General features: G+C 55.1%; 14 protein-coding genes. 12 read left to right on the top strand and 2 right to left on the bottom strand.

Annotated features, from left to right (window positions below):
- Window positions 1-199: 199 nt before the first annotated feature.
- From ACMGGX_RS14540 to ACMGGX_RS14505, 8 genes are all read left to right on the top strand, one after another.
- A complete protein-coding gene (locus ACMGGX_RS14540) occupies window positions 200-778 on the top strand; it encodes a lipoprotein (protein WP_023310568.1) in 579 nt (192 codons plus the stop codon).
- A 46-nt stretch (window positions 779-824) separates the two neighbouring features.
- Window positions 825-2,300 carry a muropeptide MFS transporter AmpG gene (ampG, locus tag ACMGGX_RS14535; protein WP_420298527.1) on the top strand — a complete coding sequence of 492 codons (1,476 nt, stop codon included), beginning with the start codon at window positions 825-827 and terminating at the stop codon, window positions 2,298-2,300.
- Between the two features lie 477 nt (window positions 2,301-2,777).
- Entirely contained in the window at window positions 2,778-3,725 is a 948-nt protein-coding gene (gene cyoA / locus ACMGGX_RS14530; protein ID WP_014882770.1) for a cytochrome o ubiquinol oxidase subunit II, read from the top strand.
- A 16-nt stretch (window positions 3,726-3,741) separates the two neighbouring features.
- Window positions 3,742-5,733: a cytochrome o ubiquinol oxidase subunit I gene (cyoB, locus tag ACMGGX_RS14525; protein ID WP_014168864.1), complete on the top strand. Its 1,992-nt coding sequence runs from the start codon at window positions 3,742-3,744 to the stop codon at window positions 5,731-5,733.
- Window positions 5,723-6,337, top strand: a complete 615-nt coding sequence (locus ACMGGX_RS14520; RefSeq protein ID WP_023334703.1) for a cytochrome o ubiquinol oxidase subunit III — start codon at window positions 5,723-5,725, stop codon at window positions 6,335-6,337. The genes cyoB and ACMGGX_RS14520 overlap by 11 nt, the downstream gene beginning before the upstream one ends.
- Window positions 6,337-6,663, top strand: a complete 327-nt coding sequence (locus ACMGGX_RS14515) for a cytochrome o ubiquinol oxidase subunit IV (RefSeq protein WP_006176899.1) — start codon at window positions 6,337-6,339, stop codon at window positions 6,661-6,663. Before ACMGGX_RS14520 ends, ACMGGX_RS14515 begins: the two co-directional genes overlap by 1 nt.
- An 11-nt stretch (window positions 6,664-6,674) precedes the next feature.
- Window positions 6,675-7,562, top strand: coding sequence for a heme o synthase (cyoE, locus tag ACMGGX_RS14510; RefSeq protein WP_013095848.1), 888 nt, complete (start codon window positions 6,675-6,677; stop codon window positions 7,560-7,562).
- Between the two features lie 148 nt (window positions 7,563-7,710).
- Window positions 7,711-9,072 carry an MFS transporter gene (locus ACMGGX_RS14505; RefSeq protein ID WP_023310566.1) on the top strand — a complete coding sequence of 454 codons (1,362 nt, stop codon included), beginning with the start codon at window positions 7,711-7,713 and terminating at the stop codon, window positions 9,070-9,072.
- A gap of 31 nt (window positions 9,073-9,103) precedes the next feature.
- Here ACMGGX_RS14505 and ACMGGX_RS14500 read toward each other — a convergent pair whose 3' ends face one another.
- A complete protein-coding gene (locus tag ACMGGX_RS14500; protein WP_023334701.1) occupies window positions 9,104-9,595 on the bottom strand; it encodes a YajQ family cyclic di-GMP-binding protein in 492 nt (163 codons plus the stop codon).
- Between the two features lie 121 nt (window positions 9,596-9,716).
- On the opposite strand from ACMGGX_RS14500, the gene panE reads away from it, so the two are divergent.
- Together panE and yajL are read left to right on the top strand one after the other, a co-directional pair.
- On the top strand, window positions 9,717-10,628 hold the full coding sequence (gene panE, locus ACMGGX_RS14495; RefSeq protein WP_023310564.1) for a 2-dehydropantoate 2-reductase: 912 nt from the start codon (window positions 9,717-9,719) through the stop codon (window positions 10,626-10,628).
- Window positions 10,591-11,190, top strand: coding sequence for a protein deglycase YajL (gene yajL / locus ACMGGX_RS14490; RefSeq protein ID WP_420298526.1), 600 nt, complete (start codon window positions 10,591-10,593; stop codon window positions 11,188-11,190). Before panE ends, yajL begins: the two co-directional genes overlap by 38 nt.
- A 67-nt stretch (window positions 11,191-11,257) precedes the next feature.
- On the opposite strand, the gene thiI is transcribed toward yajL, so the two are convergent.
- On the bottom strand, window positions 11,258-12,706 hold the full coding sequence (gene thiI, locus ACMGGX_RS14485) for a tRNA uracil 4-sulfurtransferase ThiI (RefSeq protein WP_045887927.1): 1,449 nt from the start codon (window positions 12,704-12,706) through the stop codon (window positions 11,258-11,260).
- Between the two features lie 190 nt (window positions 12,707-12,896).
- Here thiI and xseB point away from each other — a divergent pair, with 190 nt between their 5' ends.
- Both xseB and ispA read left to right on the top strand, forming a co-directional pair.
- Window positions 12,897-13,139: an exodeoxyribonuclease VII small subunit gene (gene xseB / locus ACMGGX_RS14480; protein ID WP_045328337.1), complete on the top strand. Its 243-nt coding sequence runs from the start codon at window positions 12,897-12,899 to the stop codon at window positions 13,137-13,139.
- Window positions 13,140-14,039 (top strand): (2E,6E)-farnesyl diphosphate synthase, encoded by a 900-nt coding sequence (ispA, locus tag ACMGGX_RS14475; RefSeq protein ID WP_008503332.1) that lies wholly within the window; start codon window positions 13,140-13,142, stop codon window positions 14,037-14,039.
- The last annotated feature ends 16 nt before the right edge of the window (window positions 14,040-14,055 follow it).

Raw genomic sequence — 14,055 nt, 5'->3', positions numbered from 1 at the left:
TTTTCTCATTCAAACGAATGAAGTTCACTGTGAGACTCATACGTTTTGTCATACACGGATTGGGAAAAAGGGTGATCTGGTCAGTTTTCGGACAAGGCGATGAATTTACATGCGTTGACCACTTCCCCTCGCCGTTGGCGATGTTATGATGGCGGCAATTTTTCTCTTTATATGCTTACGATTCGTTGAGAACCCGAAAATGTTAAAAAAACTCTTCTTTCCGTTGGTAGCCCTTTTTATGCTGGCAGGCTGCGCTACTCCGCCAACCACTATTGATGTCTCACCAAAAATCACCCTGCCTCAGCAGGACCCAAGCCTGATGGGCGTCACCGTGAGCATTAACGGTGCCGATCAGCGTCAGGATCAGGCGCTGGCAAAAGTGACCCGCGATAACCAGCAGGTTACTCTCACCGCGTCCCGCGACCTGCGCTTCCTGCTCCAGGAAGTGCTGGAGAAACAGATGACCGCTCGCGGCTATATGATTGGCCCAAGCGGCGCGGTCGATCTGCAGATCATCGTGAACAACCTGTACGCTGACGTGTCTCAGGGCAACGTGCGCTACAACATCGCGACCAAAGCGGATATCGCCATCATTGCCACCGCGAAGAATGGCAACAAGATGACCAAAAACTACCGCGCCAGCTACTCTGTTGAAGGTGCCTTCCAGGCTTCTAACCAGAACATAGCTAACGCCGTGAACAGCGTGCTGACCGACACCATCGCCGATATGGCGCAGGACACCAGCATTCACGACTTCATCAAGCAGAACGCGCGTTAATCCCGCTCTCTGACCCGGTGTATCACCGGGTCAGTTTTATAAAAACATGTCCAGCCATTACTTACGCATTTTCCAGCAACCGAAATCAGCTATCCTGCTGATCCTCGGCTTCGCCTCGGGTTTACCCCTCGCGCTCACCTCCGGTACGCTTCAGGCATGGATGACGGTTGAGAACATCGATCTTAAAACGATTGGTTTCTTCTCGCTTGTCGGCCAGGCCTATGTCTTTAAGTTCCTCTGGTCTCCGGTCATGGATCGCTATACGCCGCCTTTCCTCGGGCGTCGACGTGGCTGGTTAGTGATGACGCAGATCCTGCTGCTGCTGGCCATTGCGGCGATGGGTTTTCTTGAACCCACCACCCAGCTTCGCTGGATGGCCGCGCTTGCGGTGGTGATTGCCTTCTGTTCCGCCTCTCAGGATATCGTGTTCGACGCCTGGAAGACGGACGTGTTACCTGCGGAAGAGCGCGGCGCCGGTGCGGCAATCAGCGTGCTGGGCTATCGCCTCGGGATGCTGGTCTCCGGCGGGCTGGCGCTGTGGCTCGCCGACCGCTACCTCGGCTGGCAGGGCATGTACTGGCTGATGGCCGCCCTGCTGATCCCCTGCATTATTGCGACGCTGTTCGCGCCCGAACCGAGTGACGTTATCCCGGTACCCAGCTCGCTGGAGCAGGCCGTCGCCGAACCGCTTCGTGACTTCTTTGGCCGCAACAACGCCTGGCTGATCCTGCTGCTCATCGTCCTTTATAAGCTGGGCGATGCCTTTGCCATGAGTTTGACCACCACCTTCCTGATCCGGGGCGTCGGTTTTGACGCCGGTGAAGTGGGCGTGGTGAATAAAACGCTGGGGCTGTTTGCGACGATTGTCGGCGCGCTTTATGGCGGCGTGCTGATGCAGCGCCTGACGCTGTTTCGCGCGCTGCTGATTTTCGGCATCCTTCAGGGCGCCTCTAACGCAGGCTACTGGCTGCTGTCGATTACCGACAAACATACGATCAGCATGGCCGCGGCGGTGTTCTTCGAAAACCTCTGCGGCGGCATGGGAACAGCGGCGTTTGTCGCCCTGCTGATGACCCTGTGCAATAAGTCGTTTTCCGCTACCCAGTTCGCGCTGCTCTCGGCGCTCTCCGCCGTTGGCCGGGTGTACGTTGGCCCGATTGCCGGCTGGTTCGTGGAAGCCCACGGCTGGCCAACATTTTATCTCTTCTCGGTCGTGGCTGCCGTGCCGGGAATTTTATTGCTGCTGGTCTGCCGTCAGACGCTGGAATATACCCAGCGGACAGAACATTTTATGCCGCGCACCGAATATCGCCGCGCCTACCGTTTTGCGCTACGTCTGTTAATGGCGGGCTGCATCGCTCTGGCGCTCTGGCTTGTGGTGCTTATTATCAATGCCAGCACATCTCTGGCACTCCCTTTCGAAGCCCTTCTGCTGGACGCAGGCGCCCTGCTGGCTAGCGCCGGGATCCTGATCGGAGGTCTGCTCGATTTCATGGCGTTGCGTAAAACGCAGATGACCTGAAGAAAAATGCGAAAGGTTATTTCCCGTTGTAATCACTAACTGAAATTATAACGGTGAAATAGCCGCCAACCGCAAAAAAAATATTTGTTGATTTGTGCGGGATAGGATTTGGAAATTATTGGCTCCCATTCCAAAACACTATTTTTCATTAAACGATTCAGCATAAGAGAGTTTGATTTTTCGTTTTTCAGATGTCTTTTTATTGATAATTAATTGTTAATTTTTTGTTTATTTTTAACAATGGTTATACCAATTGCCCCTTTTAGGGTATGCTTGGGGGTCCTTTCGTTATAAAGCCCATGCCGTGCGGCTTCGGTCATAAAAACCGACATAATTTGCAACACTTGTGACACGTGCGGCAGAACCCGGTAACACCTTCCTGACACAGGCCTAATGATGTTTACAGTAATGTAACCTTCCCGTAAAATGCCCGCACACTTTAAACGCCACCAGACTCCGTGGAATTGAGGTCGTTAAATGAGACTCGGGAAATACAATAAAAGTTTGGGATGGTTGTCATTATTCGCGGGCACTGTATTACTCAGTGGCTGCGATTCTGCACTACTAGACCCCAAAGGACAGATTGGACTGGAACAACGTTCACTGATATTGACGGCTTTTGGCCTGATGTTGATTGTGGTTATTCCTGCCATTTTGATGGCTGTTGGTTTCGCCTGGAAGTATCGTGCGAGCAATAAAGATGCGAAGTATAGCCCTAACTGGTCACACTCCAATAAAGTGGAAGCTGTGGTCTGGACGGTTCCTATTCTGATCATCCTGTTCCTTGCCGTACTGACCTGGAAAACCACTCACGCACTTGAGCCAAGCAAACCGCTGGTTCACGATGAGAAACCTATTACCATTGAAGTGGTCTCCATGGACTGGAAATGGTTCTTCATCTATCCAGAGCAGGGTATTGCTACCGTGAATGAAATCGCCTTCCCGGCGAACACTCCGGTTCAGTTCAAAGTGACCTCCAACTCCGTAATGAACTCCTTCTTCATCCCACGTCTGGGTAGCCAGATTTACGCGATGGCCGGTATGCAGACCAACCTGCACCTGATCGCGAATGAAGCAGGCACCTATGATGGTATCTCCGCCAGCTATAGCGGCCCGGGCTTCTCAGGTATGAAGTTCAAAGCTATTGCGACGCCAGACCGTGCCGCTTTCGACCAGTGGGTTGAAAAAGCGAAGCAGTCTCCAAACACCATGTCTGACATGGCGGCGTTCGAAAAAGTGGCTGCACCAAGCGAATATAACAAGGTGGAGTACTTCTCTAATGTGAAACCAGATTTGTTCAAAGACGTTATTGGCAAATTTATGGATCACGGCAAGAGCATGGACATGACCCAGCCTGAAGGCGAGCACAGCGCGCACGAAGGTATGGAAGGCATGGACATGAGCCACGCGGAAACCGCTCACTAAGGGGCCGAGGAAGAAAATGTTCGGAAAATTGACACTGGATGCAGTGCCCTACCATGAACCGATTATCGTGGTTACGGTGGCTGCAATTATCATTGGTGGCGCGGCCTTACTGGCCCTGATCACTTACTTCGGTAAGTGGAGCTACCTGTGGAACGAGTGGCTGACTTCGGTTGACCACAAAAAACTCGGTATCATGTACTGCATCGTCGGTATCGTCATGTTAATTCGTGGCTTTGCGGATGCGATCATGATGCGTAGCCAGCAGGCACTCGCTTCTGCGGGTGAAGCCGGCTTCCTGCCACCGCACCACTACGATCAGATCTTTACCGCCCACGGCGTTATCATGATCTTCTTCGTGGCGATGCCGCTGGTTATCGGTCTGATGAACGTTGTCGTTCCGCTGCAAATCGGCGCGCGCGACGTGGCGTTCCCGTTCCTGAACAACCTGAGCTTCTGGTTCACGGTTGTCGGCGTTATCCTGGTTAACCTGTCACTGGGTGTGGGCGAATTCGCGCAGACCGGCTGGCTGGCTTACCCGCCGCTGTCAGGAATTGAGTACAGTCCGGGCGTTGGCGTCGACTACTGGATTTGGGCGCTTCAGCTCTCCGGTGTCGGTACTACCCTGACCGGTATCAACTTCTTCGTGACCATTATCAAGATGCGTGCCCCTGGCATGACCATGTTCAAGATGCCGGTATTTACCTGGGCATCTCTGTGCGCCAACATCCTGATTATTGCCTCCTTCCCAATTCTGACCGTCACCATCGCGCTGCTGACCCTGGACCGCTACCTGGGCACCCATTTCTTCACGAATGATATGGGTGGCAACATGATGATGTACATCAACCTGATTTGGGCCTGGGGTCACCCGGAAGTGTACATTCTGGTTCTGCCTGTGTTCGGTGTGTTCTCCGAAATCGCGGCAACCTTCTCGCGTAAACGTCTGTTTGGTTACACCTCTCTGGTGTGGGCAACCGTGTGTATTACCGTTCTGTCGTTCATCGTTTGGCTGCACCACTTCTTCACCATGGGTGCGGGCGCGAACGTAAACGCCTTCTTCGGTATTACCACCATGATTATCGCCATCCCTACCGGGGTGAAGATCTTCAACTGGCTGTTCACCATGTACCAGGGCCGCATCGTGTTCCACTCAGCGATGCTGTGGACTATCGGCTTCATCGTGACCTTCTCCGTAGGTGGGATGACCGGCGTACTGCTGGCGGTACCAGGCGCTGACTTCGTTCTGCACAACAGCCTGTTCCTGATCGCGCACTTCCATAACGTTATCATCGGTGGCGTGGTCTTCGGCTGCTTCGCTGGCGTAACCTACTGGTGGCCAAAAGCGTTCGGCTTCACGCTGAACGAAAAATGGGGTAAACGCGCGTTCTGGTTCTGGATCATCGGCTTCTTCGTAGCATTTATGCCGCTGTACGTGCTGGGCTTCATGGGTATGACCCGTCGTCTGAGCCAGCAGATCGATCCGCAGTTCCACCCAATGCTGATGGTTGCAGCGGGCGGTGCCGTGCTGATTGCCTGTGGTATCGCGTCTCAGCTGATTCAGTTCTACGTGTCTATTCGCGACCGCGACCAGAACCGTGACCTGACCGGTGACCCATGGGGTGGCCGTACGCTGGAGTGGGCAACCTCTTCTCCACCTCCTTTCTATAACTTTGCCATCGTGCCGCAGGTTCATGAACGCGACGCATTCTGGGAAATGAAAGAAAAAGGTGAAGCGTACAAGCAACCTGCTCATTACGAAGAAATCCACATGCCGAAAAACAGCGGTGCGGGCATTGTGATTGCCGCCTTCGCAACGGTATTTGGTTTCGCAATGATCTGGCACATCTGGTGGATGGCGATTGTTGGCTTCGCCGGCATCGTAATCAGCTGGATTGTGAAGAGCTTTGACGAGGACGTGGACTACTACGTACCAGTCCGTGAAGTTGAGAAGCTGGAAAATCAGCATTTCGACGAGATTTCTAAAGCGGGGCTGAAAAATGGCAACTGATACTCTGGCGCACTCAACTGCCCACGCGCATGAGCATGCGCACCACGATACAGGACCGACCAAAGTCTTCGGTTTCTGGATCTACCTGATGAGCGACTGCATTCTGTTCTGCTGTCTGTTCGCGACCTATGCCGTTCTGGTGAACGGCACGGCGGGCGGCCCGGCTGGCAAGGACATCTTTGAACTGCCGTTCGTTCTGGTTGAAACCGCACTGCTGTTATTCAGCTCCATCACCTACGGCATGGCGGCTATCGCCATGTACAAAAACAACAAGAGCCAGGTTGTGTCCTGGCTGGCGTTGACCTGGCTGTTTGGTGCTGGATTTATCGGGATGGAAATCTATGAATTCCATCACCTGATTCTGGAAGGTTTCGGTCCGGATCGCAGTGGCTTCCTGTCAGCGTTCTTCGCGCTGGTCGGTACCCACGGTCTGCACGTCACCTCTGGTCTGATCTGGATGGCGGTACTGATGTTCCAGGTATCCCGTCGCGGCCTGACCAGCACTAACCGTACCCGTATCATGTGCCTGAGCCTGTTCTGGCACTTCCTGGACGTGGTGTGGATCTGTGTGTTCTCTGTTGTTTATCTGATGGGGGCGATGTAATGAGTCATTCAAACGATCATGGCGCTTCCCACGGTAGCGTAAAAACCTACATGACAGGTTTCATCCTGTCGATCATCCTGACGGTGATCCCGTTCTGGATGGTGATGAGCGGTTCTGCGTCTAAGCCGGTTATTCTGGGTGCAATCCTGGTGACCGCGGTGATTCAGATTCTGGTGCATCTGGTTTGCTTCCTGCACATGAACACCAAGTCCGATGAAGGCTGGAATATGACCGCCTTTATCTTTACCGTGATTATCATCGCTATCCTGGTAGTCGGTTCCATCTGGATTATGTGGAACCTCAACTACAACATGATGGTTCACTAAGAGCGGCGAGTATGTTTAAGCAATACCTGCAAGTAACGAAACCAGGCATCATCTTTGGCAACCTGATCTCCGTGATCGGAGGGTTCCTGCTGGCCTCTAAGGGCAGCATTGATTACACCCTCTTTATCTACACGCTGGTCGGTGTGTCACTGGTTGTTGCGTCCGGTTGTGTATTTAACAACTACATCGACATGGATATCGACAAGAAGATGGAAAGGACCAAAAATCGGGTGCTGGTGAAAGGCCTGATCGCCCCTTCCGTCTCGCTGGTGTACGCCACCTTGCTGGGTATTGCTGGCTTTATGCTGCTGTGGTTTGGTGCTAACCCGCTGGCCTGCTGGCTGGGGGTGATGGGGTTCGTGGTGTATGTGGGCGTCTACAGCCTGTATATGAAACGCCACTCCGTCTACGGCACGCTGATTGGTTCTCTCTCCGGCGCTGCACCGCCGGTGATTGGCTACTGCGCGGTCACGAACGAGTTCGACAGCGGTGCGCTGATCCTGCTGGCTATCTTTAGCCTGTGGCAGATGCCGCACTCCTATGCCATCGCGATTTTCCGCTTTAAGGATTATCAGGCAGCGAACATCCCGGTTCTGCCGGTCGTGAAGGGCATTTCGGTTGCCAAGAACCACATCACGCTGTACATCATCGCCTTTGCCGTGGCAACGCTGATGCTCTCTCTGGGTGGTTACGCTGGATATAAATATCTGGCGGTAGCGGCCGCGGTGAGCGTCTGGTGGCTCGGTATGGCGCTGCGCGGTTACAAAGTGGAAGATGACAAAGTCTGGGCGCGCAAGCTGTTTGTGTTCTCGATTGTGGCCATCACCTCGCTGTCCGTGATGATGTCCGTGGACTTCATGGTGCCAGATTCACACAACCTGCTGACTTACGTCTGGTAAGCCAAACAGGTCAATAAAAGGGTGCTTCGGCACCCTTTTTTATTCACTGAATCTACTAATAACGCATGTAATATTTGTTAAATAACCCTTTATTTACCCCGCCCCTTCCCCGCACTACACTATGGCCTGCTTTTGAACTGAGGTGGTAATGAACGATTATAAAATGACGCCAGGCGAGCTACGCGCGACCTGGGGCTTAGGGACTGTCTTCTCGCTACGGATGCTTGGCATGTTTATGGTCCTGCCTGTTCTGACCACGTACGGTATGGCGCTGCAGGGGGCCAGCGAGGCGCTGATTGGACTCGCGATCGGCATCTACGGCCTGGCGCAGGCGGTTTTCCAGATCCCCTTTGGCCTGCTGTCTGATCGGGTGGGCCGAAAGCCGCTGATCGTCGGCGGGCTGCTGGTCTTTGTGCTCGGAAGCGTGATTGCCGCCCTCTCCCACTCCATCTGGGGGATTATTCTCGGCCGCGCCCTGCAGGGCTCCGGCGCGATTGCCGCCGCGGTGATGGCGCTGCTGTCCGACTTAACCCGCGAGCAGAACCGCACCAAAGCGATGGCGTTCATCGGCGTGAGCTTTGGCGTGACGTTTGCGATTGCCATGGTGCTGGGCCCCATCATTACGCACACGTTGGGTCTGCACGCCCTGTTCTGGATGATTGCCGTGCTGGCGACCATCGGTATTGCCTTAACCCTGTGGGTCGTGCCGGACAGCAAGAACCACGTTCTGAACCGTGAATCGGGGATGGTAAAAGGCTGCTTCAGCAAAGTGATTGTCGAACCGCGCCTGCTCAAGCTGAACTTTGGCATTATGTGTCTGCACATCCTGCTGATGTCGACCTTTGTCGCCCTGCCCGGCCAGCTTGCCGCTGCGGGTTTCCCTGCGGCTGAGCACTGGAAAATCTATCTGGTCACGATGCTGATTTCGTTTGTCTCCGTCGTGCCGTTCATCATCTACGCCGAAGTGAAGCGCAAAATGAAGCGCGTCTTCGTGGGCTGCGTGGCGGTCCTGCTGATTGCCGAAATTGTGCTCTGGGGTGCCGGTCCGCACTTCTGGGAGCTGATTGCCGGCGTACAGCTGTTCTTCCTGGCCTTTAACCTGATGGAAGCGCTGCTGCCGTCGCTGATCAGCAAAGAGTCCCCGGCCGGATATAAAGGCACCGCGATGGGCATCTACTCCACCAGCCAGTTTCTCGGCGTGGCGATCGGCGGCTCGCTCGGCGGCTGGGTGGACGGCCTGTTTGATTCACAAACCGTGTTCCTCGCCGGTGCGCTATTGGCAACAGTCTGGCTGCTGGTCGCCAGCACCATGAAAGAGCCGCGCTACGTGAGCAGCCTGCGCGTGGAAATCCCGGATGATGTGGAAATCAGCGATATGCTGAAGCAGCGTCTGGAAGCCAAAGAGGGTGTGACAGAAGTGCTCATCGTCCCGGAAGAGCGCAGCGCTTACGTCAAAATAGACAGTAAAATGACCAACCGCTTCGAAGTCGAGCAGGCACTCAAAGCGTAAAAAAAGCCCGGTTAAACCGGGCTTTTTTATATTAATCGCGGAAGTTTTTAAACTGGAACGGTTGCCCCAGATCGCCGCCGCGCACCAGCGCCATTACGGACTGGAGGTCATCACGAGACTTACCGGTCACGCGAATTTCTTCGCCCTGGATCTGCGCCTGCACCTTCAGCTTGCTGTCTTTAATGAGCTTAACGATCTTCTTCTGCACCGCGCTCTCGATGCCCTGCTTCAGCTTGGCTTCAACAAACCAGTTTTTACCGCTGTGCACAAACTCTTCCGGCACGTCCAGAGACGTCCCTTCGATGCCGCGTTTTAACAGCTTGGCGCGCAGAATGTCGAGCAGCTGATTCACCTGGAAATCAGACTCGCTCAGCACCTTAATGGTCTTATTTGCGTCGTTCAGCTCAAACGACGCCTCAACGCCGCGAAAATCGAAACGTGACTCAACTTCGCGGGTTGCGTTCTCAACGCCGTTGCGAACTTCCTGGATATCAACTTCGGAAACAATATCGAAAGATGGCATCTTTTCTTCTCCCTTCACTTTTGTTGCGTTGCATAATACCCGCTACGAGGCATAACTCAACAGAAGCTTAGCTGTATAATTAAGCTGTAACACCTGGCGCAGTTGCAGGTGAGGAGGAACAATGAAAATTACGGTGCTCGGATGCGGAGCGCTTGGTCAGCTGTGGCTGACCGCGCTGTGCAAGCACGGACATGAGGTTCAGGGCTGGCTGCGCGTGCCCCAGCCCTATTGCAGTGTAAACCTGATTGGTGAAGACGGAAGCATCTTTAACGAATCCCTCACCGCGAACGATCCTGATTTCCTGGCGCAAAGCGACCTTTTACTGGTGACGCTCAAAGCGTGGCAGGTCTCAGACGCGGTAAAAACGCTGGCCGCGCAGCTCCCCTCCACTTCCCCCATTCTGCTGCTGCATAACGGCATGGGGACGCTTGATGAGCTGAAAAACGTCCCGCAGCCCCTGCTGATGGCGACAACCACGCACGCTGCGCGTCGCGACGGCAACATCATCGTGCATGTCGCCAGCGGCGTGACGCACATCGGGCCCGCCAGAACTCAGGATGGAGATTACAGCTATCTTGCCGATGTGCTGCAGAAGGTGCTGCCGGACGTCGCCTGGCACAACAACATCCGCCCTCAGCTGTGGCGCAAGCTGGCGGTAAACTGCGTAATCAATCCGCTGACGGCGCTGTGGAACTGCCCGAACGGAGAGCTGAAAAATCATCCGCAGGACGTTGCCATGCTGTGTGCGGAAGTCGCGGCGGTCGTTGAGCGGGAAGGCCTGCATACCTCGGCCGACGATTTGCGCTGCTATGTCGAGCAGGTCATTGAGAGCACGGCAGAAAACATCTCCTCAATGCTGCAGGATGTTCGGGCATTACGCCACACGGAGATCGACTACATCACCGGCTATCTGTTAAAACGCGCCCGCGCGCACGGTATCGCCGTGCCGGAAAACGCCCGTCTGTATGACCTGGTTAAACGTAAGGAGAGTGAATATGAGCGCGTCAGCACTGATCTGCCTCGCCCCTGGTAGCGAAGAGATGGAAGCGGTCACCACCATTGATTTGATGGTGCGCGGCGGCATTAAGGTCACCACCGCCAGCGTCGCCAGCGTCGCCAGCGACGGTAATCTGGCAATCACCTGCTCGCGCGGGGTAAAAATCCTTGCGGATGCCCCCCTTGTTCAGGTGGCTGACGGCGATTACGACATCATCGTGCTGCCCGGCGGCTTGAAAGGCGCGGAATGTTTTCGCGACAGCCCGCTGCTGGTCGAGACCGTGCGTCAGTTTCATTTATCCGGCCGCATCGTCGCGGCAATCTGTGCCGCCGCCGGAACGGTTCTGATTCCGCACGAAATCTTCCCCATTGGCAACATGACCGGTTTCCCGGGGCTTAAGGATACGATCCCGGAAGAGCACTGGGTGGATAAACGCGTCGTCTGGGATCCGCGCGTCAACCTGCTGACCAGCCAGGGGCCAGGCACCGCGATTGATTTTGGCTTAAAGATTATTGACCTGCTGGTCGGGCGCGAGAAAGCGTACGAGGTAGCGTCATCGCTGGTGATGCCTGCGGGGATTTATAATTATTACGAATAGGTGTTCTCCCTTTCCCTGTGGGAGAGGGCCGGGGTGAGGGCATCAGGCCGCACTCCCCGGCTAGAAACTACGGGCGATACACCTTCACGTTCGCAAAGCCCTGCTCGCGCAGATACAGCGCCTGCAGGCGGCTCATCACCCCGCGTTCGCACCACAGCAGATAGGTTTTGCTCTTGTCGAGATCGCCAAACTTCGTGCTCAGCTTGTAGAACGGCAGAGAAACCACCTCCACGCCTTCGACGTTCAGCGGGCTGGCGTCCTGTTCATCAATAGAACGAATATCCACAATCACATCGCTGGCACCAAAACCGCTCACGGTTTCAACTTCAACGACTTCCTGCTCGGTCTGCTGGGCAATCTCGCGGATGTCGATGTTGGAGGCTTCCTCCACCACTTTTTCCAGAATGCTGAAATCGAAGTTCTCTTCTTCCGCTTCGATCTTCGCCTTCACCGCCTTCACCGTTGGGCTTTTTGAGATCACGCCGCAGTATTCCGGCATGGTGCGGGCAAAATCTTCGGTGCCGATTTCGCGCGCCAGATCGATGATGTGCTCTTTATCATGGGAGATCAGCGGACGCAGGATCAGCGTATCAGACACGTTGTCGATCAGACGCAGGTTGGTCAGCGTCTGGCTGGATACCTGGCCCAGCGCTTCACCGGTGACCAGCGCCTGCACGCCGTAGCGCTCGGCAACTTTGGATGCCGCACGCACCATCATGCGTTTCAGCACCACGCCCATCTGGCCGTCGTCCACTTTTTCGAGGATTTCGCCGACCACAGGTTCGAAGTTGATCGCCACGAAACGCACGCGGTGGGAGCTGCCGAAGCGGTTCCACAGATAATGCGCCACCTGACGTACGCCGATTTCGTGCGCCGCGCCGCCCAGGTTGAAGAAGCAATAGTGCACACGGCAGCCGCGACGCATCAGCATATAGCTGGAGACGCCGGAGTCGAAGCCGCCGGAGATCAGGGACAATACGTCTTCCTGGGTGCCAATCGGGAAGCCGCCGATACCTTCATAGCGCCCTTTCACCAGCAGCAGGCGATCGTTTTCGATCTCCAGGTTCACGGTCACGTCCGGGTTGGTCAGACGTACGCGCGCCGTTTCAACGTGCTGGTTCAAACCGCCGCCGACGTAACGTTCCACTTCAATGGAGCTGAACTCGTGCTTGCCGCGACGCTTCACGCGCACGCAGAAGGTTTTGCCTTCGATCTGGTCGCGGTACTGGACCAGCGCTTTCTCGAAGATGTCGTGCATATCGCTGAACGGAACATCTTCCACTTCCAGGATATGGTGAATACCCGGTATACGGGTCAGCGCGTCGCGAATATCCTGACGTTTGTTTTCGTCTTTCGCACGGACCTCAACGTGGTCCCAGTGGCGCACCACGGCGAGGGTTTCGTCGTAGTGCTTTAATACGTTACGAATGTTCCCGGTGAGAATTTTAATAAAGCGCAAACGCACAGATTGGCTTTTGATGGTGATTTCAGGGAACAATTTAATGATAAACTTCATGGCGGCAATGTTTCTTAGGCAAGCGTATTAAGGCTTGTAATGGAAAGAGTACAGCAGCCCACACCCGTGGCTGCATCCAGGCGCGCAAGTATACCACCATCGCGCCGCTCCTGTGCACATTGCGCGTTATTTGATAATTGCCCTGAGTCCGTTACCATGTCGGGGCTGAGAATATAAGAGTCAATTCACTATGCCGAAGAAGAACGACGCACCGGCCAGTTTCGAAACTGCGCTGAATGAACTGGAGCAAATCGTTACCCGTCTTGAGAGCGGCGATCTCCCGCTGGAAGAGGCGCTCAACGAATTCGAGCGTGGCGTGCAGCTGGCGCGCCAGGGGCAGGTCAAACTGCAGCAGGCCGAGCAGCGCGTGCAGATCCTGCTTTCCGACAGCGAAGACGCGAAAACCACGCCTTTTACACCGGACGCCGAGTAAATGGATTTTGCCAATGAGCTTCAGGCGCGTGTCGTACGCGCCAACGACGCCCTGCGCCGTTTTATTGCGCCACAGCCTTTTCAGAACACTCCACTGGTTGAAGCCATGCACTATGGCGCACTCTTGGGTGGAAAGCGCCTGCGCCCGTTCCTGGTGTACGCCACGGGCAATATGTTTGGCATCAGCGACAACACGCTGGACGCCCCGGCAGCCGCCGTGGAGTGCATCCACGCCTACTCTCTGATCCACGACGATCTCCCTGCCATGGACGACGACGATTTGCGTCGGGGTCAACCCACCTGCCATATCAAGTTTGGCGAAGCGAATGCCATCCTGGCGGGTGATGCCCTGCAAACGCTGGCATTCTCGATTTTGAGCGATGCGCCGATGGCGGAAGTGGCCGACCGCGACCGCCTGGCGATGATCTCCGAGCTGGCAATGGCCAGCGGCGTGGCCGGCATGTGCGGCGGACAGGCGCTGGATCTTGAAGCGGAAGGACGTCAGGTTAATCTGGAACAGCTGGAGCGTATTCACCGCCATAAAACCGGGGCGTTGATTCGTTCCGCTGTTCGCCTGGGCGCGCTGAGCGCAGGTGAACAAGGGCGCAAAGCCCTGCCAATTCTGGACAGATACGCAGAAAGTATCGGTCTGGCATTCCAGGTTCAGGATGACATTCTGGATGTGGTGGGCGATACTGCAACATTGGGTAAACGTCAGGGTGCGGACCAGCAGCTTGGCAAAAGTACCTACCCCGCCCTGCTGGGCCTTGAGCAAGCCCAACGTAAAGCCCGGGATCTGATTGACGATGCCCGCCAGTCGCTAAATGAACTGGCCGCGCAATCGCTGGATACCTCGGCACTGGAAGCGCTAGCGGACTATATAATCCAGCGTGATAAATAAACTATATATCTCGATG

This window comes from Enterobacter sp. BNK-29 (genome assembly GCF_048684785.1).
Taxonomy (GTDB): Bacteria; Pseudomonadota; Gammaproteobacteria; order Enterobacterales; family Enterobacteriaceae; genus Enterobacter; species Enterobacter cloacae_M.
This window is presented reverse-complemented; position numbering and strand designations above follow the sequence as displayed.

What these genes read in the sequence shown, in the direction of transcription:
- ampG (WP_420298527.1), top strand. Translation starts at nt 825, where the DNA reads ATGTCCAGCCATTACTTACGCATTTTCCAGCAACCGAAATCAGCTATC.
- panE (WP_023310564.1), top strand. Translation starts at nt 9,717, where the DNA reads ATGAAAATTACGGTGCTCGGATGCGGAGCGCTTGGTCAGCTGTGGCTG.
- ACMGGX_RS14515 (WP_006176899.1), top strand. Translation starts at nt 6,337, where the DNA reads ATGAGTCATTCAAACGATCATGGCGCTTCCCACGGTAGCGTAAAAACC.
- ACMGGX_RS14540 (WP_023310568.1), top strand. Translation starts at nt 200, where the DNA reads ATGTTAAAAAAACTCTTCTTTCCGTTGGTAGCCCTTTTTATGCTGGCA.
- ACMGGX_RS14505 (WP_023310566.1), top strand. Translation starts at nt 7,711, where the DNA reads ATGAACGATTATAAAATGACGCCAGGCGAGCTACGCGCGACCTGGGGC.
- ACMGGX_RS14500 (WP_023334701.1), bottom strand. Translation starts at nt 9,595, where the DNA reads ATGCCATCTTTCGATATTGTTTCCGAAGTTGATATCCAGGAAGTTCGC.
- thiI (WP_045887927.1), bottom strand. Translation starts at nt 12,706, where the DNA reads ATGAAGTTTATCATTAAATTGTTCCCTGAAATCACCATCAAAAGCCAA.
- ACMGGX_RS14520 (WP_023334703.1), top strand. Translation starts at nt 5,723, where the DNA reads ATGGCAACTGATACTCTGGCGCACTCAACTGCCCACGCGCATGAGCAT.
- yajL (WP_420298526.1), top strand. Translation starts at nt 10,591, where the DNA reads ATGAGCGCGTCAGCACTGATCTGCCTCGCCCCTGGTAGCGAAGAGATG.
- cyoE (WP_013095848.1), top strand. Translation starts at nt 6,675, where the DNA reads ATGTTTAAGCAATACCTGCAAGTAACGAAACCAGGCATCATCTTTGGC.
- ispA (WP_008503332.1), top strand. Translation starts at nt 13,140, where the DNA reads ATGGATTTTGCCAATGAGCTTCAGGCGCGTGTCGTACGCGCCAACGAC.
- cyoA (WP_014882770.1), top strand. Translation starts at nt 2,778, where the DNA reads ATGAGACTCGGGAAATACAATAAAAGTTTGGGATGGTTGTCATTATTC.
- xseB (WP_045328337.1), top strand. Translation starts at nt 12,897, where the DNA reads ATGCCGAAGAAGAACGACGCACCGGCCAGTTTCGAAACTGCGCTGAAT.
- cyoB (WP_014168864.1), top strand. Translation starts at nt 3,742, where the DNA reads ATGTTCGGAAAATTGACACTGGATGCAGTGCCCTACCATGAACCGATT.